Origin of the sequence: Hydrogenophaga borbori, from assembly GCF_003417535.1 — a bacterium.
In the GTDB taxonomy this organism is placed as follows: domain Bacteria; phylum Pseudomonadota; class Gammaproteobacteria; order Burkholderiales; family Burkholderiaceae_C; genus Hydrogenophaga; species Hydrogenophaga borbori.
In genome coordinates, this window is the sequence record NZ_QVLS01000002.1 from 150023 (window position 1) to 175329 (window position 25307).

Sequence of the window (25307 nt, forward strand, 5' to 3'; positions counted from 1 at the left end):
CAGTGCCTCAGAAGGTGGATGCCGACGCCGTGGCGTGCTGGGGCGGGTGCGAGCCCAGGTTGCGCTGCAGGATGTTGGAGAACTCCTCCATGAAGGTCTCCAGGCCGTTGGCGACGCGGTCGATGTCGTGCGCGAAACGGTTGTAGGCCACCACCGCCGGAATGGCGGCGAACAGGCCGATGGCCGTGGCCACCAGGGCTTCGGCGATGCCGGGCGCCACCGTGGCCAGCGTGACCTGGGCCAGCGAGGCCAGGCCGGTGAAGGCGTGCATGATGCCCCAGACCGTGCCGAACAGACCCACGTAGGGGGCCACGGAGGCCACCGTGCCCAGGAAGGAGAGGTTGGACTCCATCACGTCGAGTTCGCGCTGGAAGCTGGCGCGCATGGCGCGGCGCGCGCCATCGAGCAGGGCGCCGCTGTCGGTGATGCGGCGCTCGCGCAGCTTGCTGAATTCGCGCATGCCGCTGGCGAAGATGCGCTCCATGGGGCCGGCCTGGCGGGCGTTCTGCGCGGCGGCGGCGTACAGCTCGTTCAGGTTGGTGCCCGACCAGAACTCGCGCTCGAAGGCGTCGTTGCGGGCGCGCACGCGCTTGAGCGTGCCGAGCTTGCGGAAGATGGCCGCCCAACTGATGAGCGACATCAGCACGAGCAGCGCCACCACGGCCTGGACCACCCAGGTCGCGTGGAGCATGAGCTGGACGATGGAGAGTTCTGGGGTCATGGGTGCAGAGATCGGAACAGGTGGAAAAGGTTTCGGTCTGTCACCGGGGGCGGTTCAGGCCAGGCCCAGGGCCTGGAGCAGGGAGGCCGGCATGCGCCGGGGCACCAGGGTGTGGGCGTCGACCCAGCCGATGCGGATGCTGCCTTCGCACAGGCATTCCCCCGCCGGGGTGTCCCGGCGCGCCGACTGGGCGATTGTCAGCGAGGCGCGGCCCGCTTCCGTGACCTCGGCGGTAACGAGAAGCAAATCATCCAGGCGCGCGGGGCGCAGGTAGCGCAGGTCGGTGGCGCTCACCACGAACATGGCGCCCTCGGCCTCGCGCAAGCGTTGCTGTTCCACGCCGCGCGCGCGCAGCCATTCGGTGCGGGCGCGTTCGAAGAACTTGAGGTAGTTGGCGTAGAACACGATGCCGCCCGCGTCGGTGTCTTCCCAGTAGACGCGCACGCGCCACTCGAAAGGCGCCATGAGCGGTGGCTGCGCGTTCACCAGGCCGCCTCCAGCCGCGCCACGGCCTCCTGCAGCTGCTCCATCGAGTTGGCGGTGGAGAAGCGCAGGTAGCGCCCGGCCTCGGCCTGCGCGAAGTCGCGCCCCGGCGTGGCCGCGAGCTGGCAGCGGCGCATGAGCTCGAAGGCCAGGGGCCAGCTGCCACCGGTCTCGGGGCTGTCGCCGGGCGGTGCAATGCCCCAGCGCTCGCACAGGGCGCCGACCTCGGCCCAGGCGTAGAAGGCGCCGTCGGGCATCACGGGCACGGTGAGGCCCAGGCGGTTGAGCTCGGGGATGAAGTAGTCGCGCCGGGCCTTGAAGGTGGCGCGGCGGCGCTCGTACTCGGCCAGGCTGTCGGGTTCGAAGCAGGCCAGCGCGGCGTGCTGCGAAATGGCGCTGGGGCAGATGAACAGGTGCTGCGCCAGGCGCTCGACCGCGGGCACCAGGGCGGGCGGCAGCACCAGCCAGCCCAGGCGCCAACCCGTCATGTTGAAGTACTTGCTGAAGCTGTTGACGCTGATGACGGTCTCGCCCAGGCCGTCGGGCAGGGTGAGCGCGGTCTGGCCGAAGGCGGCGTCGTGGCTCAGGCCGAGGTAGATCTCGTCGAGCAGCGTGATGCCCTGGCGTTCGCGCACGGCGGCGGCGATGCGCTGCAGTTCGTCGCGCGCGATCGAGGTGCCCGTGGGGTTGGACGGCGAGGCCAGCAGCACGCCGCGCGTGCGCTCGCCCCAGTGCGCGTGCACCTGCTCGGCGCTGAGCTGGAAACGCTGCTCGGGCCCGCAGGGGACCATGCGCGCCACGCCCTCGGCCGCCTGCACGAACTGGCGGTTGCAGGGGTAGCTGGGATCGGGCATGAGGATCTCGTCGCCGGCGTCGATCAGCGCCAGGCAGGCCAGCTGCAGCGCGGCCGAGGCACCGGCCGTGACGACGATGCGCGAGGCGTCGACCGCGGCGCCGAAGTGCGTGGCGTACCAGCCGGCGATGGCCTCGCGCAGCGCGGGCAGGCCCAGGGCCTGGGTGTACTGGCTGCGGCCGTCGCGGATGGCGCGCTCGGCGGCCTGCTGCACCAGCGGCGGGGCGGTGAAGTCGGGCTCGCCGATGTTGAGGTAGATCATCGGGCGCTGGCCGGCGCCGCCCTCGGCCGCGAGGCGGGTGGCGGCCTTGGCCAGCTCCATCACGTAGAAAGGCTCGACGCGCTCGGCCCGGCGCGAGACCCTCATCGACGGGCCCCGGCGCGGGGCGACGCCGCCACCTCGGCGGGGCGCAGCTGCTCGGCCAGGGGGTGCAGCACGCCGTTGACGAACTTGTGGCCGTCGGTGCCGCCGAAGGACTTGGCGAGCTCGATGCACTCGTTGAGCACCACGCGCCAGGGCACGTCCAGGCAGTGGCGCAGCTCGTAGGCGCCGATCCAGAGCACGCCGTGCTCGATGGGCGAGGTCTCGACGAGCGGGCGGTCCAGTCGCGGCGCGATCAGCGCGTCGAGTTCGGCGGCCTGTTCGATGCAGCCGCGCACCAGGGCGTCGAAGTGCAGGCTGTCGCACTTGTGGAAGCCGGTGAGGTCGCGCGTGAAGGCGTCGATGTCATCGACCGGGTTGTGGCCCACCAGGTGCTGGTAGAGCGCCTGCAGCGCGAATTCGCGGGCGCGGGTGCGGGCCGACTTGTCGGTGGCTTTGCGCGGCTTGGCGTGGCTGGGGTCGGAAGCGGGGGCGGTGCTCATGGAATCAGCCGATGCGGTCGAGCACCAGCGCCATTTCGACGGCCACTCGCGCGGCGTCGCGGCCTTTGTCGATCTGGCGCGCCAGGGCCTGGGCTTCGTTCTCGGTGGTGAGGATGGCGTTGGCGATGGGAATCTGGTGGTCGAGCGCGACGCGGGTGACGCCCGCGCCGGATTCGTTGGCCACCAGCTCGAAGTGGTAGGTCTCGCCGCGGATGATGCAGCCCAGGGCGATCAGGGCGTCGTACTCGTCGAGTTCGGCCATGGCCTGCAGGGCCAGGGGCACTTCCAGCGCGCCGGGCACCTTGACGTGGGCGATGTTCTTCTCGTGCACGCCCAGGGCGAGCAACTCGGCCTGGCAGGCGCTGAACAGCGCGTCGGTGATGGCTTCATTGAAGCGTGCCTGCACGATGCCGATGTGCAGGCGTTTGCCGTCGAGCAGGTCGGCCGTGCCTTTGTCTGCGCCAAACATGGAGGGGCTTTCGTTGTCGTGGGAGGGTTCAGTGGGGGTGGCCGATGAAGCCGGTGATCTCGAGGCCATAGCCCTGCATGCTGGGCATGCGGCGCGGCGTGCCCAGGAGCTCCATGCGGCTCACGCCGCACTCGCGCAGGATCTGCGCGCCCACGCCATAGGTGCGCAGGTCCATGCGGCCGCGCTCGGGCGCCTGGGCGGAACGGGCGGTGCCCTCGAACTGGGCGAGCAGTTGCTCGGCCGCCTCGCCGCAGTTGAGCAGCACCGCGACGCCGCGCCCGGCCTGGGCCAGGTGGCGCAGGCTGGCGTCCAGGCCCCAGCTGTGCATGGAGCGGTCGATCTCGAGCGCGTCGAGCACGGACAGCGGTTCGTGCACGCGCACGGGCACGCTTTCGTGGGCTTGCCACTCGCCCATCACCAGGGCCAGGTGCAGCGCGCCGCTGGGCTGGTCGCGGAAGGCGTGGGCGGTGAAGGTGCCGAAAGCCGTCTTGAGCGGGCGGCTGCCCACCTTGCGCACCAGGCACTCGGTGCGGCTGCGGTATTCGATGAGGTCGGCGATGGTGCCGATCTTGATGCCGTGCTCGGCCGCGAACAGCTGCAGGTCGGGCAGGCGGGCCATGGTGCCGTCGTCCTTCATCACCTCGCAGATGACGGCGGCGGGCGAGCAGCCCGCCATGGCGGCGAGGTCGCAGCCGGCTTCGGTGTGGCCGGCGCGCATGAGCACGCCGCCCTCGACCGCCTGCAGAGGGAAGATGTGGCCGGGCTGGACCAGGTCGCTGGCCTTGGCGTTGGGGGCCACGGCGGCCTGCACGGTGCGTGCGCGGTCGGCGGCGGAGATGCCGGTGGTCACGCCCTCGGCGGCCTCGATGGAGGCGGTGAAGGCCGTGCCCATCTTGGTGCCGTTGCGCGGCACCATGGGCGGCAGGTTCAGGCGCTCGCAGCGCTCGCGCGTGAGCGTGAGGCAGATCAGGCCGCGGCCGAAGCGGGCCATGAAGTTGATGGCCTCGGGCGTGACGTGGTCGGCCGCCAGCACGAGGTCGCCCTCGTTCTCGCGGTCTTCCTCGTCCACCAGGATGACCATGCGGCCGGCGCGGATGTCGGCCACGATGGCTTCGACGGGGGAGATGGCCACGGGGGCCAGGGTTTCGGGGGCGTTCATGCGGGCTCCTTGGCCGGGCTGAGGCCCGCGCCGAGCATGCGCTCGACGTAGCGGGCCACGGTGTCGATCTCGAGGTTGACGGCGCTGCCGGCGACCAGGTCGCCCAGGGTGGTGTGCTGCACCGTGTGGGGGATGAGGTTGATGCTGAACTCGCAGCCGTCGGGCCGGTCGGCGACGCGGTTGACGGTGAGGCTCACGCCATTGACGGTGATCGAGCCCTTGTAGGCCAGGTACTTGCCCAGTTCCGGCGGTGCGAGCACGGCCAGTTCGTGGCTTTCACCGATGGGGGCGAATCGCACCACGGTGCCGGTGCCGTCCACATGGCCGGAGACGATGTGGCCGCCGAGCCGGTCGTGGGCGCGCAGGGCCTTCTCGAGGTTCAGGCGGGCGCCGACGGCGTCCAGCCCGGCGGTGCGGGCCAGCGATTCGGCGGAAATGTCGATGGTGAAGCGGTCGCGGCTGGGGTCGAGGGTGGTGACGGTCATGCAGGCGCCATTGAGGGCGATGCTGTCGCCCAGGCCGACGTCGGCCAGGTAGCCGGCCGGGGCCTCGATGGTGAGGCGCCGCCCGTGCTGCAAAGAACCGCCCAGCGCATGGGAGTCGGCGATGCGCCCCACGCCAGTGATGATGCCGGTGAACATCCCGGCATTTTCGCAGGGTTTGCAGGACCGTCCGTCGCGGGTGCGTCGCCGGCCCCGTGACGGGCGCGGTCAGCCGCCGCGGAAGCAGTCCGCCAGCACCGCGTTCGCGGCGGCGTTGCGCAGGGCACGGGCGCCGGTGTGGGCGAGTTCAAGGTCTCCGCAACGGTCGGCGGCCATGGCGCCGGCCCGCACGGCGCGCAGGGTGTAGCTGTGGGCCTGCGTGGCCACGCCAACGGCCTGGCCGTTCTCGACCAGCGTGAGGGTGTAGGCCGCCGCGCCTTCACGTGGGCTTTGGGCCATGGCGGGTGGCAGCGTCGCGCCCACGTGGGTGTCCATGCTGCTGTAGCGCCGGCGCAGGAACTGGCTGGCCTCTTCGAGGGCGCGCTGGGCGTCCGCCCGCCGGCCCTGGCGCACGTATTCGGCGTAGCTGGGGTAGGCGATGCTGGCCAGCACGGCGACGATGGCGCAGGTGACCATCAGTTCGATGAGGGTGAAGCCTCGGGGGCCGGGCCGGCGGTACCGGGTGATCCGGGCGGGGCGCGCCGGGACACGAAGCTCATTCATAGCCTTTTCCATTGAAGTGCACGGGCTCGGGCGAGATGACCGATTGCAGCCAGACCTCCGCCCCACCCAGCAACTGGCCGCTGCCATTGAAGCTGGCGCCCGCCGACAGGCCGCGCGCCGTGACGAGGTAGCGGCCATCGGCGAGGGGCTCGGCCAGGCAGCGCGGCGCGGGCGCGCCCTGCAGGGCGGCGCTGGCGTTCTGCCCGGCCACCGGCGCGGTGATCAGCACGGCGCTGGTGTCGGCCCAGTTGGCGATCCTGGACCAGGCGGCGTTCCGGTCGCTGGCGTCGGCGATGGTGGTGGTGCCCACGCGCTGCTTGATCACGCCCTCGAATCGGCCGCCGCCCTCGACCGAGTCGATGACCACGGCCTCGCAGTAGCGCAGGCCGCTCTCGGCGGACAGCCAGGCGACCTGGTGGACCCGCGCGTTGTTGCTGATCTCTTCGACGGTGGCGCTGCGGCGCGCCGCCAGCAGGCCGGCGAAGGCCATCACCAGCAGCAGCACCAGCACCACGGGCAGCGCCAGGCCCCGGCCGCGCGCGGGGCGCCGCGCCAGCGCGGTGGGGGCGGGCAAGGGGCGGCTGCTCATGGGCTGGTGTTCAGGTCGCGGTAGGGGTTGGCCACGGCGCCGGCGCTGGCGTCGTAGGGCTGCGGCAGGGCCGGGCGCACATTGGGCAGCGGGACCAGGGTGCGGTAGGCCCGGCGCAGGCGGCCGTCGGTGGCGGTGTGCGCGCTGCCATCGCAGCCAATGTGGCGGGTGGTGTCGTTCATGCTCAGGCCGTCCCGGGGCACGGCCCGCGCCGAGCGCACCACCAGGCACAGTTCCACCGCGGCCACGCGCGCCCATTCGTCGCCAGGCGGCAGGTCGCTTGCCGAGACGAGCGCGGTGACCTGGTGAGGGGGCACCTCTCCTGCGGTGGGGCGGCGGGTGATCGCGTAGCGCAGTTGGAGGCTTTCGACGTTGGGCACCAGCGCCGCCGCGGCGCTGAAGCTGCCGGGGCCATCGCTGCCACGGCAGTAGAGCGTGGGGGTGTTGTCGTTCCTGGGATCGGTGGCGATGTAGAAGCGGTTGTCGGCGAACCATGGCTCGACCTGGGGGGCGAGGACCGTTGCGGCGATGCCGACGTTCGTGCAGTTGGCGGGCAGCGCCGTGCCGCTGCCGACCATCTGGGTGTTGAAGGCGGTGGCCTGGAAGCGCAGGGCGATGGCGTCGTTGCCGCCGCCGCCCTGGCAGGCCAGCGAATCGAAGGTCCCGGTCTCGGTGGCGCTGGTGAAGCCGCCGTCGCAGCCGCGCAGGGGCGATTCCTTGAGCAGGCGCCGGCCGTCGGCGCCCGTGTCGGAATAACCCGCCAGGCGCAGCTGCGAGCGCAGCGTGTCCAGCGCCAGCGCAGCCTCTTCGTTCATCTGCGATTCGAGGGCACCGAAGCGCGTGCCGCCGGCCGCCTGCAGGTAGGTGAAGCCCACCACGCCCACGAGGAACAAGCCCAGGGCCAGGGCCACCATCAGCTCCACCAGGGTGAAGCCGCACTGGTGCGCTGCGCGCCATGGGCGGGCGGGGCGCTTCATAGACCCACCCGGAAGTGCATGCAGCTGGCGCCCCGGCGGTCGCTGTCGCTCAGGCCCTGGGGGCACTGCCGTGTGGCAGCGGGGACCAGACCCTGGGCGTCGCTGACCGGGGTGTCGCGCCAGAGCAGCCAGACATCGAGGTCGCGCGCCGTGGCGCTGGGCTGCGAGTGGGCCTGGGCGCGCCCTTCGGGCAGGGCACTGGCCACCGCCTGGAGGAATTCGCGCTGGTCCGCCTGCGCCACGGCCTGGGCCGCGGCCAGGTCGGCGGCGTCGGGGTCCAGCGGGGCCGCGGCGGGCGCCGTGGCACCCAGGGGCAGGTCGTAGGCGCCCAGGTCGAAGCCGTAGACGTTCAACCGGGCGCGCTCGGCGTATTGCTGGACCAGGGTCTGCCCCAGCAGCCGCAGCTGCGCCGATTTCTGGTGGCCGATGGCGGCAGCGCTCAGGCGCGCCATGGCCAGCAGGCCGACACAGGCCACGAGCAGGGCGATGAGGACTTCGATCAGTGTCGAGCCCCGGGCCGCGCGTCGAGGGCTCATGGCTTGGCCTCTGGCTGTCCCACGCGGGCGCGACCAAGTAAGTTGATGGTGATGGCCTGCGTCGGTCCGTCCGCGCCCTGGGGCTGGACGCTCACCGTGTCGGTTGTGCCGCTGAGCGTGCCGTTGCTGCGAAAACTCAGCTTGGCGGGCGAGGCCTTGTCGCGCATGGCGGCGATGCCGGTCTGCGCGCCGCGCTGGGCGATCACCGGTTCGCCCGCGTCCCGCTCGCCGTCGCCGTTGAGATCGGAGAACACCAGCCAGCCACTGGCCCAATCGGCCCCCGTGGAGCATCTGCCGGCGCTCCCGATCGCGCAGACCACGACGGGTCGGGAGGTGCGCGTGGCGGTGCTGCGCGCCAGGCGCAGGTCGCCGACGAAGGCGTCGACGGCGCTGTCCTGCCGCCACTGGCGCACCAGCGCCGCGAACGAGGGCATGCCAACGGCCAGCAGCACGGCCAGCACGGCGATGGCCACCATCAGCTCGATCAGGGTGATGCCGCGCGCCGCGCGCTGGTGGGAAGGGCGTTCGCTCATTGCGGCAGCCGGGTGAGTTGGTACTGCTGGCGGCTCCAGGTCCTGGCGCATTCGGTGGCCGCCTGCAGGCCACCGTTGCTCGTGCCTGTGACGTTGGTGTTCCCGCCACGGCACCCGGTGTCGTCGTACGAGCTTTCGCCGTCCTGGGTGGCCACGTGCCGTTCGTACTGCTGCGCGGGGCTCATCCTGGCGTCGGGCGTGGTGTTGACCAGCGCATAGCCACGGGCGTAGCCACCGGCGGCGACGAAGACCATGGACACGCCGTTCGGCCGTCCGTCCTTGTCGGTATCGAAGGCCGGTTTGCCCGCGCCGTCGAGCGCGTTGAGCACGTAGATGGCGTTGCCCGGCGCATCGCGGCCCGTGCAGCTCTCGTCCTCGCTGTTGCCCCGGTTGATCACCACCGAGCTGACCAGCACGCTGGAGCCGGCGTTGGCCACCTGCTCGATCACCCGTTCGCCCGCTCGCGTCATTTGGTCCTTGTCGCCCCAGCCGCCGAGCTGCAGCTTCCAACCCTTGTGACGCTGCCAGTCGATTCGGTTGCGGCTGATCGAGTAGTAGCTGTTGCTGTCCACGCTGGCCTTGAGCGCCTCGACCTTCTGCTCCAGGAGCTGACCGGGCGTCGCCGGCTGGAAGTTCGCCAGCTCCTTGCCATCGGTGCGCGAGGTCGGGTCCCAGATGCCGTAGATGGCCTCGCGCTGCGTGGTGTCGGTGGTGTCGCTGTCCTGGAGCAGGATGCCGGTGGCCAGCACCACGATCATTCCGCCCCTGGGGTGGGCCTGCCAGGCTGGTCCGGCGTAGATGGGGCGGTTGTTTTCGGTGGTGAACAGCGGTTGGCCGTAAGAGACCTTCCAATCGGCGGGTTGGCCGCGCAGATCGAAGCGCCACAAGTGCCCCATGGCATCGCCCGCGTAGGCGGCGACGATGCGCTTGCGCGCATCGCGCACCAGGGTGGCGCCACCCAGTCCACGGCCGGCGGAATAGGCCGCCGGCAGGGTGATCGTGCGCAGCACCTGGCCTGTCAGGGCGTTGAGCACGACCAGGCCGTGGCGGCTGCCGTCGGCTTGTCCGTTGTAGTGGCCGCTGTTGAGCACCACCACCCAATCGCCCGAATCGGTCTGGCCACTGCGCGCGGGGTTGGTCATGTAGCCGGTGGCGAATGGCGTGTTGTCGCCGTCGTTGGCGGTGTCGATGGCGTCGGGGCCGGTTTCCCAGAGGAAGCCGCCCTGGTCCATCTGGGCCTGGCCTTGCGCGTCGAGCCGGGGCCGCAGGGCATAGACCACGCGCTCGCCCCGGCCGCCGCTGCCCACCACCAGCGCGTTCCATGAACGGCCGTCGTACACATCGTGTGTGCTGAGTGGGCCGTCCAGTACGTAGCGGAAGCCGCTGTCGGGCTGGGCCTGGTCGAGCAGGCGGCGCAGGCTGCGCCGGGGCATGTAGGCCGCGATCTCCCGGCCGTTGGCGGCGTCGAGGGCGTGCACCACGCCGGCGTTGGTGGCCACGAACAGGGTGTCGGGGGGCAGGGCGATGCGGTCGCGGTAGGCCGCGTAGCGCTCCTTGCCGCTCACGGTGCTCTGGGCGTCTTCGTAGCCATGGTGCTGCGACGCGCCGAGCAGCACCGGCGCGCTGTTGACGATGGCGCCGAGGGGCGAGGCGCGCAGGCGGTACGGCTGGTTCTTGAGGTCGACGACCGGATCCTTGCCGCGCAGGTAGTCGACGAAGCGCTCGTCGTCGGGGAGGTTGGCGGCCTGGTCGCCCGTGCGCAGGGCGCTGCGGATGCCGTTCGGCAGTCGGTCGAGGCGACCCTTCAGCTCGATGCCCAGCCCGTCGTCGCCGAGGCTGTAGAGCCGGCGGTCGGCGGGAGCGGGCGTCAGTTGCTGGGCCGACCAGTAGGTCTCGCTGGGGGGATTGAGTGCCTGGCCGTTGGCGTCCTGGTCGAGCGGCTGGGGCTTGCCGTTCTGATCGATCCGCTGGGCCGTGACGTTGCCCATGTTGTCGGTGGTGCGGTAGTCCACCTTGAACTTCAGGCGGCCGCCGAGCGGATTGGCCGCGGCCGGGGCGCTTCCCAGCGCGATGCCCGCGTCGTTGCCGCTGGCGTCGAGGATGTCCGAGAGGATGGCGTCGATGGTGGCGCGCACGCCAGCGGCGTCCTGCACGCTGAAACTGCGGCCGCCACCGGTGTAGCCCGATTGGATGAAGTCGTCGATGCGGTCGGATTCCGGGCGGGCGAATGCCCAGAATTTGTCGTTGTTGTTCCACGCGGTGGTGCGCAGATCGGCGCCCTTGGCGGGCCAATGGGGAGGCGTGGCGCCCTGGTACCCCTTCACCAGGTACTGGTTGCGGTAGGTGTTGATCTGCTGAAAGCTCAGGCCCGATGCGACGCCGCTGTCTCCCGAGGGGCGGATCAGGTAGCCGATGGCGTAGGTGGTGAGGTTCTGCCAGAACGCGGGCTGGAAGTCGCGGGTGGGCACGTTGTTCTGCAGTTGAGGCCGCAGGTCGGTATGCCAGTGGTACTGGGCGGCGAGATCGGCCAGCCCGCCCGTGGCGGAGCCGGGGTAGGGGATGTACCGTTGCCGGCCGCTGTTGATGCCCTCGGGCTGGTAGGCAAAGGTCTCGGCGGGGGCGTCGCCGGCGGTGCTGCGCGCGAAGCTCGGGCCTTGGGTGGCGTCCTGGTTGGGGGTGTCGGGCGGCGTGCCTCGCAGGTCGTCGTCGCTCCAGCCGCCGTCGGACAGCACCACCTGGTAGGCACGCCGGCAACCCAGCTCGGGGTTGGTGTCGTCGCTCACGCGGCTCGGGTCTCGCGCCCAAGGGTTTTCCTTGGCCCCGGCGCCCACACCGAGGTAGTTGGCCACGTCCTTGTAGGCCCGTTGCAAGGGGGTGCCGCCGTTGGCGTAGCTGCCATAGAGCCACTGGTAGAACTGATCGTTGGCCGAGCCCTTCGCCCAGGGGCGCACGCCCCGCAGCACCTGGGGCGTGTTGGTGTCCTTGCCCAGGTGCGGCAATGCGCCGGACACGGGAGCCATGTTGATGGGGCGGTAGCCGACGCGCGCGAGGCCGTCGGTGAGCTTGTCGCTCTGCAGGGCCTGGCCCAGGGCGGTTTTGATCGCCTCGATCCGCGTGCGGTAGTAGCGGTACCAGTTGATGATGTTGGTGACTTCCTCTTGGTGGCTGCAGCGCAGGTTGGAGGCCTGTTTGCATTCGGTGCGCCGGTGGTCGGCCGGCAAGACGATCGCGTCCGTGTCGTCGTAGCGGATGTCGACGGTGCGCAGTACCTTGTTGCAGGTCGTGCCGGATGCCGTCGTCCTCAGCAGGCCATTGGGCGCGGAGGGGTCGCAGAGGACGTAGGTGAACGGCGGCGTATTGCCCTTGGGATCGGCGGCGCCATGGGCCTGATTCACCGGGGCCCATTGACTCAGGCTCAGGGAGTAGAGCGGCGCCTGGTCCTTGGGCTCCTGCACCGCCGGGTAGTGGGGGAACTGGGCGCTGAAGATCAGAACCGGGCCGCCCCCGGCCGGGGCCGCCGGATCGGCGAAGACTTTGTACGAGAACTGCGCGGAGCGGGCGTTGGAGATGAACTGGATGCCGTCGTTGGCCTGCAGCGGGTCACCCTTGGCATCCACCCGTGGCCGATAGGTGATCCGAGGGTTGTAGTACATGGGGTTGACGTCGGGTGAGCGCTGCGCCTCGAACATCGGCTGACCGTCGTCTCCGGCGGGCAGGCCGCGCCACCCTGGCCTGCTGACGTCGTACCCATCGGGATAGGGGATCGCCATCGACCCCGAGTTGTCCAGCGAGACCACGATGTTGGGTTTGGCGCCTGTGCTGCTGACCAGCAGCGGGCGCTGGCTGGGCTGGGCCTGGGCACCCACCGTGCCCAGCCCGGCGGCGGTGCCGATGGCGCACAGCAGCCAGCCCGGCAGATGCGCTGCCGCGCGTGGGGCGCGTGGCGGACGGGCGATGGGCGCCGGGCCAGGCGCGGGATGGGGCAGGGGTCGGGAGCAGGGCGAGCGCGACATGGCCCGCGATGGTTCAGCCTGTGCGCCAGGCCCGCCGGGCATCAGCCGATGGGCTGCGCGGCCAAACGGATGTGGAACTAAGTGCTACTCACTTTGCGGTAGTTCGGCCGCCAGCGGTCGCGCTTGGATGATCAGCGGTCCATGAGGAATGCGTCCCGGCCTTCGAGCCGGGCGCGCAGTCGCAGGTCGATGCCCACCGGCAGGGTGTCCAGCCAGCGCAGGGCCACGCCGTCGGCCAAACGTTCCAGCGGACCGAAGGGCGCCATGCCCGCTCCCTGGCCGAGCAGGCGGGGCGCCAGATAGACCAGCAGCTCGTCCACCCAGCCCTCGCGCAGCAGGGACGCGTTGAGCTTGGCCCCGGCCTCGACGTGCAGCTCGTTCACCTCGCGCCGGCCCAGCTCTTGAAGCGCGCCGCCCAGGTCGACCTTGCCGTTCGCGCCGGGCATCGGGAGGGTGTCGGCGCCGCGTTCCCGCAGCGCCGCGGCCCGGGCCGCCGCAGGGTCGGCGTGGAAGAACCACCGCTGGCGCGGCAGGCCGCCGTGCGGCGGCTCGAACAGCCGCGCCGTGGGCGGGGTGTCCAGGCGGCTGTCGATCACGGCCAGGTGCGGTTGGCGCAGCAGGCCCGGCAAGCGCGCGTCCAGGCGGGGGTTGTCTTCGAGCACCGTGCCCGCACCCGTCAGCACGGCACAGGCCCGGGCGCGCCAGCGGTGGCCGTCTTCGCGGGCGGCTTCGCCGGTGATCCACTGGCTCTGTCCGTTGGGCAGGGCCGTGATGCCATCGAGCGAGGCGGCCATCTTCATGCGCACCCATGGCCGCCCGCGCACCATGCGGCTGAAGAAGCCGATGTTGAGTTCGCGGCTGCCCCTGGCGATGGGGTGGTCGCCGGGCAGAAGCTCGACCGCGAGGCCGGCGGCGCGCAGCCGCTGCAGGCCTTGGCCGGCCACGCGGGGGTTGGGGTCGGTGGTGGCCACCACCACGCGCGCCACCTGGGCCGCGATCAGCGCGTCGCAGCAGGGCGGGGTGCGCCCGTGGTGGGAGCAGGGCTCCAGCGTGACGTAGGCGGTGGCGCCGGCCGTGCTCTCGCCGCGCGCCTGGGCGTCGCGCAGGGCCATGACCTCGGCGTGCGGTCCGCCGGCCTGTTGGGTGTGGCCCGAGCCGATCTCGCGACCGTCCGGCGCGACCAGCACGCAGCCGACGCGGGGGTTGGGGTTCGACAGGCAGAGGGCGCGTTCGGCCCGTTCGAGCGCCGCCGCCAGGGGTCCGGTGCTCACCTCGCGGCTCCCACGCGGGCGCGGGCCGCGGACCGGGGGGCCATCAGCGCTTCACCTCATCCACCAGCGCCCGGAACTCGTCGATGTCCTCGAAGCTGCGGTAAACGCTGGCGAAGCGGATGTAGGCGACCTTGTCGAGCTTCTTGAGCTCGCGCATCACCATCTCGCCGATGCGGTTGGCCGCAATCTCGCGCACGCCCAGGTTGAGCAGCTTTTCCTCGATGCGCTCGATCGCGGCATCGACCTGCTCGGTGCTCACCGGGCGCTTGCGCAGGGCCAGCGCGAAGGAGGCGCGCAGCTTGTCGGGTACGTACTCGACGCGGCGGCCGTCCTTCTTGACCACCATCGGAAAGCTGACGTCGGGCCGCTCGTAGGTGGTGAAGCGCTTCTCGCAGTGGCCGCAGCGGCGGCGGCGGCGGATGAAGTCGGCGTCTTCCGAGACCCGCGTCTCGACCACCTGGGTCTCGAGATGGCCGCAGAAGGGGCACCGCATCGCCGCCGCTCCGGGTTCAGCGGTAGACCGGGAAACGCGCGGTCAGCGCGTTGACCTTCTCGCGCACCGCGGCGATGTTGGCCGGGTCGCGGTTGTCGAGCACGTCGGCCACCAGGTTGGCGGTCAGGCGCGCTTCCTCGTCCTTGAAGCCGCGCGTGGTCATGGCCGGGGTGCCGATGCGCACGCCGCTGGTCACCATCGGCTTCTCGGGGTCGTTCGGGATGGCGTTCTTGTTGATCGTCATGTGCGCCTGGCCCAGCACCGCCTCGGCTTCCTTGCCGGTGATGCCCTTGGCGCGCAGGTCGACCAGCATGACGTGGCTTTCGGTGCGGCCGCTCACGATGCGCAGGCCGCGCTGGGTGAGCGTCTCGGCCACGATCTGGGCGTTCTTCAGCACCTGTTGCTGGTAGGCCTTGAACTCGGGCGAGAGCGCCTCCTTGAAGGCCACCGCCTTGGCGGCGATCACGTGCATCAGCGGACCACCCTGCAGGCCGGGGAAGATGGCGCTGTTGATGGCTTTCTCGTGCTCGGCCTTCATGAGGATGAAGCCGCCGCGCGGGCCGCGCAGGCTCTTGTGGGTGGTGGAGGTCACCACGTCGGCGTGCGGCACCGGGTTGGGGTAGACGCCGGCGGCGATCAGGCCGGCGTAGTGCGCCATGTCGACCATGAAGAGCGCGCCCACGTCCTTGGCCACCTTGGCGAAGCGCGCGAAGTCGATGCGCAGGCTGTAGGCCGAGGCGCCGGCGATGATGAGCTTGGGCTTGGTCTCGTGGGCCTTGCGCTCCATGGCGTCGTAGTCGATCTCTTCCTTCTCGTTGAGACCGTAGGAGACCACGTTGAACCACTTGCCGCTCATGTTGAGCGCCATGCCGTGGGTGAGGTGGCCGCCTTCGGCCAGGCTCATGCCCATGATGGTGTCGCCGGGCTTGAGGAAGGCCAGGAACACGCCTTCGTTGGCCGAGGCGCCGCAGTGCGGCTGCACGTTGGCGGCTTCGGCGTCGAAGAGCTGCTTGATGCGGTCGATGGCCAGCTGCTCGGCCACGTCGACGTACTCGCAGCCGCCGTAGTAGCGGCGGCCGGGGTAGCCCTCGGCGTACTTGTTGGTGAGCTGGGTGCCCTGCGCGGCCATCACGGCCGGGCTGGCGTAGTTCTCGCTCGCGATGAGCTCGATGTGGTGTTCCTGGCGGGCGTTTTCGGCCTGGATGGCGGCAAACAGCTCGGGGTCGGTCTGTTCGATGAGGATGCGGCGGTCGTACATGGCAGTCCTGAATGACGAGGAACCTTGCGCGTGACAAGGGCTGCCCAGGCGAACGGCTGAACGCCCGGCCTGGCGGCGCGGGCGGTGCGCTTCCCAGTGGTTGTCCCGGTGGTCGCCCTGAACAGGGGGCCGGGTGTCCACGTCAGCGGCCGATCCCCTCAAGGGGTGGCCGCCTATCGCCAGTCGCGCACCGCGCTAGTTTAGCCCAGCGGGATGCGGATCCCGCCGGCCGCGCGGGCGGGTGGCTTCAGGATGGAATGGCCGTGGACGGGGGCGCCACCGTGGGCCGGACCTCGGCCTCGACCTCGTTGCTCGGCGCCGGCGCATTGACGGGGATGGCGCGCGCCGGCGGCGGCGCGTCGAAGTGCTTGAGCGGCTTGCCCTGGGCCACGCGCTGGATGCGCAGGTGCTCGGCCATCACGCGGTTGATGTACCAACTGCCGTCGGTGGTGACCGCGCCCACGTACAGGCGCAGGCCTCCCTCCAGGGAGCCGGCGCGCTTGACCGCGTCGCTCAGCACGCGCGCGCCCACGCGCAGGTTGGACAGCGGGTCGAAGGCCGCCAGCTCGCCGCCGAAGTCCTCGTACTTGTCGGTGTGCACGCGCGTGAGCACCTGCATCAGGCCCTGGGCGCCCACGGGGCTCTGGGCGAAGGGGTTGAAGCGCGACTCGATGGCCATCACGGCCAGCAGCAGCGTCGGGTCCAGGCGGCTGCGCTCGCCGATCAGGTAGGCCTCGGCCACCAGGGCGCCCACGGGCTCGGGCGCCACGCGGTACTTGCGGCTGAGCCACTGCGTCACTTTGGCCTGCTGCTCGGTCAGGTCGCGCAGGTTGGCCACGGTCACGCGGTCGATGGCGGTGGGTTCCACCTCGACGTCGCGCTCGACCATCTGCTGCGCTTCCTGGCGCTGCAGCAGCCAGCTCAGCAGCCGCTCCTCGGCGCTGGCGCGCAGGTCGGCGCGCATGCCGAAGACGAGCAGGGCCACCGCGGCCACCGTGCCGAGCAGCGCCAGGCTGTTCTGCGTGGTGTGGATGAACCCCTGGTACACGTCGGAGGCGGCGTGGTTCAGGGACGATGCCAGGGCACGTGTCGTGCTCTTCTGCGGCGTCGGCGAGTGGGTCCTCATGGGTCGCTCCTTGCAGGTCGCCCGCGGCGTTCGTGGGAACGGCGCGGGCGGTCGTTGGGGGGGCTCTCGGTGGAGGGCCGCAGGGGGCCGCTTCCAACGAGTGGGCCTGCCGTGCAGGCCCGGGTTTACCCTCGCGTGGGCAAAAGTCGGCGGATGGTAGGGAGGCGTTAATAGCCAGTCAATGGTTTTGAACGCTGTTTGAAGAATAATTAGTAATATAAAATCGTCGGCCGACGTGCCAAAGTGGACAAACGCAGCGCCGCCGCCAATGGCCACGCGGGTTTGCGCGCGATGACAGGCGTATGACCGCTGGTCGGCCGATACCCACCTTTCATGGGGCAAAACGGGGTTTTGGGGGGCCGGAATGGGTTGCCGGGCCACGATTGAAAAGTTCCATGGTCGGGCGACGCGTGAGCCTTGATTCGACCGGTGGCGCGGCGTACGCTTCATCGGTCGGTCGCAGACCGGCACAGCCGACCCGGTGGAGTTCCACCGAACGGCCCCCTTGGGAGCAATCTCTTGCTCCCCGGCTGGCGGGACATCACCCTCCCACCACCCAACCGACGGCAAGTGCTTCATTGCCCGCCGTCAACCCCGGCGGGTTTTTCCCGCCGGGGTTTCTTGTTTTTGGGGCCGTCATGCGGCGGGGCCTTGGCTTGCGCGACACTCGCGCATGGCCGACACCGCAACGGATACCCCCGCCCCCCTTCCGCCCGCCGCCACGCCGCGCTCGCGCCTTGCGCGGCGCGTGGCCTGGGCGGCGGGCGGCCTGCTGTTGCTGTGGGGTCTGACCTGGCTGGGCCTGCCGCCGCTGCTGAAGTGGCAGCTGCAAAAGCAGGGCAGCGAGCGGCTGGGCCGTGCGGTCACGGTGGAGCAGGTGCGCTTTCACCCCTGGTCGCTGGAGTTGTGGGTGGATGGCCTGCGGGTGGCCGGCGCCGAGGGCGCCGACGACCTGCTGTCGGTGAAGCAGCTCTATATGAATGCGGAGTTGCAGTCCCTGGTGAGGCTCGCGCCGGTGATCGATGCCCTGAGGATCGACACGCCGCGTCTGGCGCTGCGCCACCTGGGGGGAGGGCGCTGGGACTTCGACGACGTGCTGCAGCGCCTGACGCCGCCGCCGCCCAGCGGGCCCCAGGACAACTCGCCCGCGCGCTTCGCCGTCTTCAATATAGAAGTGGCCGACGGCCAGGCCAGCGTGCGGGACGAGCCCGTGGGCGTGACCCACCACCTGGACGGCCTGCAGATCGCCGTGCCCTTCCTGAGCAACCTGGGTTCGCGCCGCGAGGTGGTGACCGAACCGCGCCTGGCTTTCACGCTCAACGGCAGCGCCTTCGACAGCCGCGTGGCCACCACGCCCTTCGCCGAAGACCACCAGACGCGCGCGCGGCTGCAGATACCCGAGCTGGACCTGGCCCCCTACCGGCCGTACTGGCCCAAGGCCTGGCCGGTGCAGTTCACTTCGGGGGCGCTGCACCTGGACCTGACGCTCGACTTCGAGCAGCACGCCGAGCCGACCCTGGTGGTGGCCGGCACCGTGGGCCTGTCGAACCTGCGCCTGGACGAAGCGGGCGGCGCGCCCCTGCTGCTGTCGCCGCGCCTGGACGTGGCGCTGCAGCGCGTGGAGCCCCTGCGCCGGCGCGTGGCCCTGGGCGCGGTGCGCTGGCAGGGGCTCGAACTCGACCTGGGCCGCGACGCGCAGGGGCGGCTCAATCTCCAGCGGCTGGCGGCCAGCTGGCCCATGGCCCCGGCGGCCGAGGCCACACCCGCCCCCGCCCCCGCCCCGGCGCCGGAAGCGGCCTGGCAACTGGCCATGCAGGGCTTCGAACTCCACGAGGCCCTGGTGCGCTGGCGCGACGCCTCGGTGCATCCCCGCGCCGAGCAGGACCTGCGCATCGCATCGCTGACGCTGGCGCCGATCGCCTGGCCGGTGAAGGACCCCGCGCGCCTGCAACTCGCCGCCGCCGTGGGCGAGGCCACGCTCAAGGCCGAGGGCGAGGTCGCGGGCGACCGCGCCCAGGTGCGCGCCGCGCTCGACAACTGGGGCCTGCGCCTGGCCGCGCCCTATCTGGCCAGCGTGCTGGCGCCCGAACTCGACGGCCGCGCCCGCGCCAGCCTGGTGTTCGATTGGGTGCGCGGTGCCGAGGGCCAGCCCGACCAGCTGGGCCTGCAGGGGGCGGAGCTGGTGCTGGAGAAGCTGCAATTGGGCCCGGCCAAGCGCCCGCTGGCCCGGCTGGACAGCCTGCGCCTGGCCGAGCTGAAGATCGACCTGGCGAAACACCACGCCGAGCTGGGCCAGCTGGCGCTGGACAACCCCGTGCTCGACGCCCACCGCGACGCGCAGGGGCGCTGGATGGTGGAGCGCTGGCTCACGCCCGCGCCGGCCGCGCCCGCGGCCACGAAGGCGGCTGGCCCGGCGGCCGAGCCCACCGCGTCCTGGACCTGGCGCCTGGCCGATGCCCGCCTGCGCGGCGGGCGCGTGCGCTTCATCGACGACAGCAAGGCCAACCCGGTGCGGCTGGACCTCGACCGCTTCGACGTCCGCCTGCAGGACCTGCAGCCCCCCGGCGAGCGCGCCCCCGAGGCGCCGCTGAACCTCAGGCTGCGCGTGGCCGGCGGGGGGGCCACCGCCGGCACCGTGGCCGCCGACGGCCGCCTGCGCCTGCCCGGGCCGGCCGGCGCCGGCCCCGACCTGCACTGGCGCGGCCGCGTGCAGGTGGAGCGCTTTCCCGTGCACGCGCTGGAGCCCTACCTGGCCGACTACCTCAACCTGGAGCTGCTGCGCGCCGACACCAGCGTGCGCGGCGACGTCGATCTGGCCTTGCCGGCCAAGGGCCCGCGCGTGCAGGCCGCGGTGGACCTCGCGGTGGAGGACTTCCGCGCCAACACCCGCTCGCCCGGCGAGGAACTGCTGCAGTGGCAGTCGCTGCAGGTGCGTGGCCTGCGGGTGCGCCAGGCGCCGGGGCAGCCCCTGTCGGTGCAGGTGGCCGAGACCGTGCTGAGCGACTACTACGCGCGCATCGCCATCGACCCCAACGGGCGCTTCAACCTGCAGGACCTGGTCAAGCCCGCGCCGGGCGAGCCGGCCGCGCCCGCCGCCCCGGCACCCGGCGTGGCCGCGCCCAACGCCGACACCACCACAACCGACGTGGCGGCGGCCGCGTCGCCGCCGCCCGGCCCGGCGGCCGACATCCGCATCGGCCCCATCAGCCTGGTCAACGGCCGCATCCTGTTCTCGGACCACTTCGTGCGGCCCAACTACAGCGCCAACCTCAGCGAGGTCACAGGCTCGCTCAGCGCGTTTTCCAGCACCCCGGCCGCGCCCGGCCAGCCGCCGGAGATGGCCACGCTGTCGCTCAAGGGCCGCGCCGAGGGCACGGCCACGTTGGACATCAATGGCCGCATCAACCCGCTGGCCACGCCGCTGGCGCTGGACATCAAGGGCGTGGTGCGCGACCTGGAGCTGCCGCCGCTGTCGCCCTACAGCGTGAAGTACGCGGGCTACGGCATCGAGCGCGGCAAGCTCAGCGTGGACGTGGCCTACAAGGTGGAGCCGAACGGCCAGCTCACCGCCAGTAACCAGATCGTGCTGAACCAGCTCGCTTTCGGCGAGCGGGTGCCCGACAGCCCGGCGAACCTGCCGGTGAAGCTGGCCGTGGCCCTGCTGGCCGACCGCAACGGCGTGATCGACATCAACCTGCCCATCAGCGGCTCGCTCAACGACCCGCAGTTCCGGCTCGGCCCGGTGATCGTGCGGGTCATCGTCAACCTGATCGGCAAGGCCATCACCGCGCCGTTCTCGCTCATCGCCAGCGCCTTCTCGGGCGGCGGCGCGGACGCCAGCCAGATCGGCTTCGATCCCGGCCGCGCCGAGCTGAGCGACGCCAACCGCACGCAGCTCGAGTCACTGGCCAAGGCACTGGAGAACCGGCCGGCGCTGCGGGTCACCATCGTGGGCCACAGCGACCTGGAGGCCGAGCGCGCGGGCTGGCAGCGCGCCCGGCTGGACGGGCTGCTGCAGGCCGAGAAGCGCCGCCGCCTCGCGCGCGCCGGCGGTGAGGTGCCCGCGCGCGTGAGCGTGAGCGCGCAGGAGCGCCCCGAACTGCTGCGCGAGGCCTACCGCCGCGCCGACATCCCCAAGCCGCGCAACCTCATCGGCCTGGCCAAGGACATTCCGCTGGAAGAAATGGAGGCGCTGCTGTTGGCCGCCCAATCGCCCTCCGAGGACACCATGCGCGAGCTGGCGGTGGCGCGCGCGGTGGCGGTGAAGGACTTCCTGGCCGGCCTGCGCCTGCCCGAGGACCGCCTGTTCCTGGGCGCGCCCAAGACCCGGGCCAGCGGCGACCGGTGGGTGCCTCGGGCCGAACTGCAACTCGCGCCGCGTTGAGCGGCGCGACCGCAGGAGCGCCGGCGCCGCGCTGAGCGGCGACAATACGCGTTTATCCGCGCGGCCCGCCGCGCATCCGCTGCCCTTTTCACATGTCGCTGTTTTCTCCGCGCCAGACATCCGCCCCCGAGCCCGCCGTGAACACCCCCTCCAACCCCAAGTCCGCCAACGCCCATCCCCTGGACGCGCTCACCGGCGGCGTCTTCTCGGCCCCCACCGCCGGCGAGCGCGCCGCGCGCGTGCGCGATTGGCTCGCCACCGATCCCTCGGCCGAGCACATGAACGAGGTGTTCAAGGAGCTCAGCCAGCGCGACCGCGGCGCGGCCAAGGCGTTGAAGGAAAAGCTCGACGAGCTCAAGCGCCAGAAGTCGCAGGAGCAGGCCGCCAGCGAATGGTCGGCCAAGGCCGAGGCCCTGCTGGCCGCGTCGCGCCTGAACCTGGCCGACGCCCTGGCCTGGCAGCGCGACGCCGCGCGCGCCGGCGCGCCGCTGTCGCGCGAGCCCCTGGCCACGCTGCGCCAGCGCCTGGCCGAGCGCATCAAGTCCATCGAGGACCTGCAGCACGCGGTGCAGGTGGAGCGCGAGGCCGCCGTGCTGATCGCCCAGCGCATCGAGGTGCTGTCCACCAAGCCCTGGCAGGAGGCCCGCCAGGCCGCCGACGCGCTGCGCGGCGACGTGGCCCAGTGGCAGCAGCAGATCGACGGCCTGACGCAGGACCCGCAATGGGCCAGCGTGGAGGCCAAGTTCCCGCCCATGCTCGAGGCCTCGCGCCAGCAGCTGCAGTTGGTCTGGGACGCCTTCGATGCCGCGCTGGCCCAGGCCACCGCGGCCGCCGCCGACGCCAATGCCCCGCTGCCCGCCGTGCCCGTGTGGGCCGACGAGCTGCGCGCCGCGCGCGGCCTGGCTCCCGCCGAGCAGCAGGCCGCCAACGAGCAGGCGCAACAGGCCCAGCAGGCGCGCCGCGAGCGCGCCGGCGCCGAGATCGAAAAGGCCGTGGCCGCGCTCGAGGCCGAGGTGGCCGAAGGCCATGGCAAGGCCACGCCCAAGGCCGCGGCCGAGCTGCGCCAGCTGCTCAAGCAGCACGGCCGCCTGATCGGCCAGGCGCTGGAAGCGCGCGCGCATGCCGTGCTGTCGCAAGCCGGTGAACTCGAAGGCTGGCAGCGCTGGCGCGCCGACCAGCTGCGTGAGGAGCTGGTGGCCAAGGCCGAGGCGCTGACGCAGGCGCCCGAGGGCCAGCGGCCCACCGGGCGCAAGCTGCAGGAGGCCATCCGCCAGCTGCGCGAACAGTGGAAGACCACCGACCAGGGCGGTGCGCCCAACCACGCCCTGTGGAAGCGCTTCGACGAGGCCTGCACCGAGGCGCACAAGGGTGTGGAGGCCTGGCTGTCGCAGGTGCGCCATCAGGCCGAGGCCACGCGCGCCCAGCGCCAGGCCATCATCGACGAACTCAAGGCCTGGACCGCCGCGCACGCCGAGAGCAGCGACTGGAAAGCCCAGCTGCGCGAGCTGCATGCCTTCTCCGAGCGCTGGCGTCAGGCCGGCCACCTGAGCGAGAAGGCCTTCGCCGAGGTGCAGCCGCTGTGGAAGGACACCATGCACCAGGCGCACGCGCGCCTGGAGGCCGCGCAGGCCGAGAGCGTGGCGCGCCGCCGGGCCTTGATCGAGGAGGCCGCCGCGCTGTCGCAGGCGCAGCCGCTGCGCATCGACGCCGTGAAGGCCCTGCAGCAGCGCTGGCAGGCCGAGGCGCACGCGGTGCCGCTCGACCGCAAGCAGGAACAGAAGCTGTGGGAGGCCTTCCGTTCGCCCATCGACGCCGCCTTCGAGCGCAAGACCAGCGAGCGCCAGCAGCAGGCGGGGGCGCTCAGCGCCGTCGACCAGCGCGTGCTGGACGCCTCGCGCGAGCTCGAGGCCGCCACGCAGTCGGGCGACGCGCAGCGCATCCGCGCGGCCATGGCCGCGCTGGAGGCCGCCGGGCGCGCGGCACCGGCGGCCACGCCGGCCGCAGCGCCTGAGACCGCCGCCGGCGGAGAGACCGCACCGGCCGATGGCGCCGAGACCGCGCCGGCCCCCGCCGCGCCCCCGGCGGCGCCACGCAAGCTGGTGGCCATGCGGGGCGACGACCGCCCCGGCGCCAGGAAAGCCGAACCCGCGCCCCGCGACGCGCGCCGCGATGGCCGCCCTGGCCGCCCCGACGCGCGCGGCGGCCGAGACGGTCGCGATGGCCGTGACCGCCGCGACTTCCGCGATTCGCGCGAAGACCGCGAGCCGCGTGGCCCGCGCCTGGGCGACACCGCCTTTCGCGCGCAGCGCCAGGCCATGGAAGCCGCGCAGGCCAGCCTGCGCCGCCTGGCCGAGCAGGCGCACGGCGAGGTGCTCACCCAGGTGCTGGACGCCTGGCGCGCGCGCGACGCGCAGCAGCTGCCCGCCGCGCAGGCCCTGGGCGGGCGCGTGGCGCCGGCCCAGCGCTCGGCCTGGGCCTCCGCGCTCGGCCAGCCCGCGAATGCCTTGCCCGCCGAGGCCCTGCTGCGCCTGGAGATCGCCGCCGAGGCGCCGACCCCGGCCGAGCACCTGAGCGAGCGCCGCCTGCTGCAGCTGCAGCTGCTCACGCGCCGCAACGCACCGTCGCCCACGGAAACCTGGGCGCAGGACGTGGCCCAGGTGCTGGGTGGGGCGCACGACGAGAAGTCGGCGCGGCGCCTGCAGGCCGCGCTGAAGGCGCTGCTCAAACGCTGAGCGGGCGCGCGCTGAGGAAGAAGGCGTCGTAGAGCGCCAGCAGGGCGGGGAACTCCTGTCCGAAGCGCTCGCGGCTCACGAAATAGGCCTCGCAGGTCACGGCGAAGAACTCGGCCGGGTCCTTCGCGGCGTAGTCGTCCAGCCAGGGCGGCTCGCCGCCGAAGCGCTCGGCCATGGACACGGCTTCGCGAAAGCCCTCGAAGTGCTCCTTCATCACGCGCTGCCAGCGCGCGCGGGCCTCGCGCGGCTTGCGCGTGCCCAGGAAGCCTTGGGGCAGGGTGGGCGCGCCCTGCGGGTGCTCGCCGGCCTGCAGTTCGCGCATGTCCATCTTGTGCACGAACTCGTGGATCACCACGTTGTGGCCGATGGCGGCGCGCTCGCCCGCGCTGGCCACGTCCTCCCAGCTCAGCATCAGCGGGCCGCCGTCCATGGCCTCGCCGGCCAGGGCCTCGGTGTACTCGTGCACCACGCCGGCGGCGTCGTGCACCTTGCGGCGCGCCAGCACGGCGCCGGGCTGCAGGACGATGCCCACGAAGTCGTCGTACCAGTCGAGCAGGTCGGGCGCGCGGCGCGGGGCGCGTCCACCGGGGCCGTGCAGGTGCAGCAGCGGTCGGCAGGCCTGCGCCGCGATCGACAGCGCCATGGCGTCGGTGACCACCAGGCCGTTGGCGCCGCTGAACTCCTTCTCGACCAGGAAATGCTGGCACAGCAGGCGCAGGCGCGCGCGGTCCCCGCCGTCCAGCGCGGCGAGGAAGGGCAGGGCCGCGAGCGTATCGCGCCACAGGGCCTCGGGAATGGGGGCGGGGCGGCGCCAGCGGCGCCGCAGCGAGGCCAGCCAGCTCACGCGGCGCTCACCCGCTGCGCGCCGCGCTCGCTCAGGCGCAGGGCATCGGCGCGCGGCGGTCGGGCGCCCGCGTCCCAGTCGCTGAGCACGAGGCGCCGGCGCCCGGGGGCCAGCGTGTGCTCGGCGGGGCGGTGCGTGTGGCCGTGGATCAGCGTGGCGGCGCCGGCCTGTTCGAGCCAGGCGGTGGCCGCGTTGGCGTCGACGTCGGCCCACAGGCCGGGGTCGGGGCCCAGGCTGCGCTTGCGCGCCTCGCTGCGCGCGCGCAGATCGCGCGCGATGGCCTGGCGTTCGGCCAGGGGGCGGGCAAGGAAGTCGCGTTGCCAACCGGCGCCGCGCACCTGGGTGCGAAAGGTCTGGTAGTCGGTGTCGGCCAGGCACAGCGCGTCGCCGTGGCTCAGCAGCCAGCGCTGGCCGGCGAACACCAGCACGGTGGGGTCGTGCAGGGCCGTCATGCCGCAGGCGGCCAGGCCCTCGGCGCCGAGCAGGAAATCGCGGTTGCCGGCGATGAAGAAGGTGGGGGTGTGGCGGGCGAAGCCGCTCAGCGCCTGGGCGCAGCCGCGCCAGAAACGGCGGTCGGTGTCGTCGTGCGCCTCGTCGGGCGCGAGCAGGTCGTCGCCGACCCAGACCTCGAACAGGTCGCCGAGGATGAAGAGCGCGTCGGGCCGCGGCGCGCGCGCGAGGTAGGCGAGCCAGGCGGCGTGTGTGGCCGCATCGCCCGCGTGCAGGTGCAGATCGGAGATCAGCTCGACGGATCGCCACGACGCGGGCGCCACCAGCTCGGGGAAGCGCTCGGTCAT

Annotated in this window: 21 protein-coding genes; 2 read left to right on the forward strand and 19 right to left on the reverse strand. The window is 72.0% G+C overall.

The annotated features are described in order from the left end of the window. Positions 1-7: 7 nt before the first annotated feature. The 17 genes from tolQ to DY262_RS03985 form a co-directional block, all read right to left on the reverse strand. Entirely contained in the window at positions 8-721 is a 714-nt protein-coding gene (gene tolQ / locus DY262_RS03905; protein WP_116957674.1) for a protein TolQ, read from the reverse strand. Positions 722-775: 54 nt separating this feature from the next. Next, on the reverse strand, positions 776-1186 hold the full coding sequence (ybgC, locus tag DY262_RS03910; protein ID WP_116957998.1) for a tol-pal system-associated acyl-CoA thioesterase: 411 nt from the start codon (positions 1184-1186) through the stop codon (positions 776-778). A 17-nt stretch (positions 1187-1203) separates the two neighbouring features. Then, the gene (locus DY262_RS03915) at positions 1204-2424 is read right to left on the reverse strand and encodes a pyridoxal phosphate-dependent aminotransferase (protein ID WP_116957675.1); all 1221 of its coding nucleotides are present in this window, start codon (positions 2422-2424) and stop codon (positions 1204-1206) included. Beyond that, positions 2421-2921, reverse strand: a complete 501-nt coding sequence (nusB, locus tag DY262_RS03920; RefSeq protein WP_116957676.1) for a transcription antitermination factor NusB — start codon at positions 2919-2921, stop codon at positions 2421-2423. Before nusB ends, DY262_RS03915 begins: the two co-directional genes overlap by 4 nt. A 4-nt stretch (positions 2922-2925) precedes the next feature. Then, on the reverse strand, positions 2926-3390 hold the full coding sequence (ribH, locus tag DY262_RS03925; protein WP_070398090.1) for a 6,7-dimethyl-8-ribityllumazine synthase: 465 nt from the start codon (positions 3388-3390) through the stop codon (positions 2926-2928). 28 nt (positions 3391-3418) lie between these two features. Further along, positions 3419-4549 (reverse strand): bifunctional 3,4-dihydroxy-2-butanone-4-phosphate synthase/GTP cyclohydrolase II, encoded by a 1131-nt coding sequence (ribBA, locus tag DY262_RS03930; RefSeq protein WP_070398089.1) that lies wholly within the window; start codon positions 4547-4549, stop codon positions 3419-3421. Then, positions 4546-5190, reverse strand: a complete 645-nt coding sequence (locus DY262_RS03935; RefSeq protein ID WP_116957677.1) for a riboflavin synthase — start codon at positions 5188-5190, stop codon at positions 4546-4548. The genes ribBA and DY262_RS03935 overlap by 4 nt, the downstream gene beginning before the upstream one ends. A 69-nt stretch (positions 5191-5259) precedes the next feature. Further along, the gene (locus tag DY262_RS03940; protein ID WP_116957678.1) at positions 5260-5754 is read right to left on the reverse strand and encodes a type IV pilin protein; all 495 of its coding nucleotides are present in this window, start codon (positions 5752-5754) and stop codon (positions 5260-5262) included. Next, a complete protein-coding gene (locus tag DY262_RS03945) occupies positions 5747-6343 on the reverse strand; it encodes a pilus assembly PilX family protein (protein WP_116957679.1) in 597 nt (198 codons plus the stop codon). The genes DY262_RS03940 and DY262_RS03945 overlap by 8 nt, the downstream gene beginning before the upstream one ends. After that, positions 6340-7320 (reverse strand): PilW family protein, encoded by a 981-nt coding sequence (locus tag DY262_RS03950; protein ID WP_116957680.1) that lies wholly within the window; start codon positions 7318-7320, stop codon positions 6340-6342. The genes DY262_RS03945 and DY262_RS03950 overlap by 4 nt, the downstream gene beginning before the upstream one ends. Next, complete coding sequence (gene pilV, locus DY262_RS03955; protein ID WP_116957681.1) at positions 7317-7856, reverse strand: type IV pilus modification protein PilV; 540 nt, start codon at positions 7854-7856, stop codon at positions 7317-7319. The genes DY262_RS03950 and pilV overlap by 4 nt, the downstream gene beginning before the upstream one ends. Continuing rightward, a complete protein-coding gene (locus DY262_RS03960) occupies positions 7853-8389 on the reverse strand; it encodes a GspH/FimT family pseudopilin (protein WP_181936429.1) in 537 nt (178 codons plus the stop codon). Before DY262_RS03960 ends, pilV begins: the two co-directional genes overlap by 4 nt. Continuing rightward, positions 8386-12402 (reverse strand): pilus assembly protein, encoded by a 4017-nt coding sequence (locus DY262_RS03965; protein WP_116957683.1) that lies wholly within the window; start codon positions 12400-12402, stop codon positions 8386-8388. The genes DY262_RS03960 and DY262_RS03965 overlap by 4 nt, the downstream gene beginning before the upstream one ends. A 131-nt stretch (positions 12403-12533) precedes the next feature. Further along, the gene (gene ribD / locus DY262_RS03970) at positions 12534-13673 is read right to left on the reverse strand and encodes a bifunctional diaminohydroxyphosphoribosylaminopyrimidine deaminase/5-amino-6-(5-phosphoribosylamino)uracil reductase RibD (protein WP_116957684.1); all 1140 of its coding nucleotides are present in this window, start codon (positions 13671-13673) and stop codon (positions 12534-12536) included. Positions 13674-13716: 43 nt separating this feature from the next. After that, on the reverse strand, positions 13717-14166 hold the full coding sequence (nrdR, locus tag DY262_RS03975; protein ID WP_116957685.1) for a transcriptional regulator NrdR: 450 nt from the start codon (positions 14164-14166) through the stop codon (positions 13717-13719). Positions 14167-14182: 16 nt separating this feature from the next. Further along, a complete protein-coding gene (glyA, locus tag DY262_RS03980; protein WP_116957686.1) occupies positions 14183-15424 on the reverse strand; it encodes a serine hydroxymethyltransferase in 1242 nt (413 codons plus the stop codon). Positions 15425-15671: 247 nt separating this feature from the next. Then, a complete protein-coding gene (locus tag DY262_RS03985) occupies positions 15672-16550 on the reverse strand; it encodes a lytic transglycosylase domain-containing protein (RefSeq protein WP_116957687.1) in 879 nt (292 codons plus the stop codon). 673 nt (positions 16551-17223) lie between these two features. Between DY262_RS03985 and DY262_RS03990 the strand changes: the two genes are divergently transcribed. Both DY262_RS03990 and DY262_RS03995 read left to right on the forward strand, forming a co-directional pair. Further along, entirely contained in the window at positions 17224-20934 is a 3711-nt protein-coding gene (locus DY262_RS03990) for a DUF748 domain-containing protein (RefSeq protein ID WP_116957688.1), read from the forward strand. A gap of 92 nt (positions 20935-21026) precedes the next feature. Then, on the forward strand, positions 21027-23666 hold the full coding sequence (locus tag DY262_RS03995) for a DUF349 domain-containing protein (RefSeq protein ID WP_116957689.1): 2640 nt from the start codon (positions 21027-21029) through the stop codon (positions 23664-23666). On the opposite strand, the gene DY262_RS04000 is transcribed toward DY262_RS03995, so the two are convergent. Both DY262_RS04000 and DY262_RS04005 read right to left on the reverse strand, forming a co-directional pair. After that, positions 23656-24510 carry a M90 family metallopeptidase gene (locus DY262_RS04000; RefSeq protein ID WP_116957690.1) on the reverse strand — a complete coding sequence of 285 codons (855 nt, stop codon included), beginning with the start codon at positions 24508-24510 and terminating at the stop codon, positions 23656-23658. The two genes, DY262_RS03995 and DY262_RS04000, sit on opposite strands and share 11 nt — an antisense overlap. Then, positions 24507-25307: a UDP-2,3-diacylglucosamine diphosphatase gene (locus tag DY262_RS04005; protein WP_116957691.1), complete on the reverse strand. Its 801-nt coding sequence runs from the start codon at positions 25305-25307 to the stop codon at positions 24507-24509. The genes DY262_RS04000 and DY262_RS04005 overlap by 4 nt, the downstream gene beginning before the upstream one ends.

What these genes read in the sequence shown, in the direction of transcription:
- tolQ (WP_116957674.1), bottom strand. Translation starts at nt 721, where the DNA reads ATGACCCCAGAACTCTCCATCGTCCAGCTCATGCTCCACGCGACCTGG.
- ybgC (WP_116957998.1), bottom strand. Translation starts at nt 1,186, where the DNA reads ATGGCGCCTTTCGAGTGGCGCGTGCGCGTCTACTGGGAAGACACCGAC.
- DY262_RS03915 (WP_116957675.1), bottom strand. Translation starts at nt 2,424, where the DNA reads ATGAGGGTCTCGCGCCGGGCCGAGCGCGTCGAGCCTTTCTACGTGATG.
- nusB (WP_116957676.1), bottom strand. Translation starts at nt 2,921, where the DNA reads ATGAGCACCGCCCCCGCTTCCGACCCCAGCCACGCCAAGCCGCGCAAA.
- ribH (WP_070398090.1), bottom strand. Translation starts at nt 3,390, where the DNA reads ATGTTTGGCGCAGACAAAGGCACGGCCGACCTGCTCGACGGCAAACGC.
- ribBA (WP_070398089.1), bottom strand. Translation starts at nt 4,549, where the DNA reads ATGAACGCCCCCGAAACCCTGGCCCCCGTGGCCATCTCCCCCGTCGAA.
- DY262_RS03935 (WP_116957677.1), bottom strand. Translation starts at nt 5,190, where the DNA reads ATGTTCACCGGCATCATCACTGGCGTGGGGCGCATCGCCGACTCCCAT.
- DY262_RS03940 (WP_116957678.1), bottom strand. Translation starts at nt 5,754, where the DNA reads ATGAATGAGCTTCGTGTCCCGGCGCGCCCCGCCCGGATCACCCGGTAC.
- DY262_RS03945 (WP_116957679.1), bottom strand. Translation starts at nt 6,343, where the DNA reads ATGAGCAGCCGCCCCTTGCCCGCCCCCACCGCGCTGGCGCGGCGCCCC.
- DY262_RS03950 (WP_116957680.1), bottom strand. Translation starts at nt 7,320, where the DNA reads ATGAAGCGCCCCGCCCGCCCATGGCGCGCAGCGCACCAGTGCGGCTTC.
- pilV (WP_116957681.1), bottom strand. Translation starts at nt 7,856, where the DNA reads ATGAGCCCTCGACGCGCGGCCCGGGGCTCGACACTGATCGAAGTCCTC.
- DY262_RS03960 (WP_181936429.1), bottom strand. Translation starts at nt 8,389, where the DNA reads ATGAGCGAACGCCCTTCCCACCAGCGCGCGGCGCGCGGCATCACCCTG.
- DY262_RS03965 (WP_116957683.1), bottom strand. Translation starts at nt 12,402, where the DNA reads ATGTCGCGCTCGCCCTGCTCCCGACCCCTGCCCCATCCCGCGCCTGGC.
- nrdR (WP_116957685.1), bottom strand. Translation starts at nt 14,166, where the DNA reads ATGCGGTGCCCCTTCTGCGGCCATCTCGAGACCCAGGTGGTCGAGACG.
- glyA (WP_116957686.1), bottom strand. Translation starts at nt 15,424, where the DNA reads ATGTACGACCGCCGCATCCTCATCGAACAGACCGACCCCGAGCTGTTT.
- DY262_RS03985 (WP_116957687.1), bottom strand. Translation starts at nt 16,550, where the DNA reads ATGAGGACCCACTCGCCGACGCCGCAGAAGAGCACGACACGTGCCCTG.
- DY262_RS03990 (WP_116957688.1), top strand. Translation starts at nt 17,224, where the DNA reads ATGGCCGACACCGCAACGGATACCCCCGCCCCCCTTCCGCCCGCCGCC.
- DY262_RS03995 (WP_116957689.1), top strand. Translation starts at nt 21,027, where the DNA reads ATGTCGCTGTTTTCTCCGCGCCAGACATCCGCCCCCGAGCCCGCCGTG.
- DY262_RS04005 (WP_116957691.1), bottom strand. Translation starts at nt 25,307, where the DNA reads ATGACCGAGCGCTTCCCCGAGCTGGTGGCGCCCGCGTCGTGGCGATCC.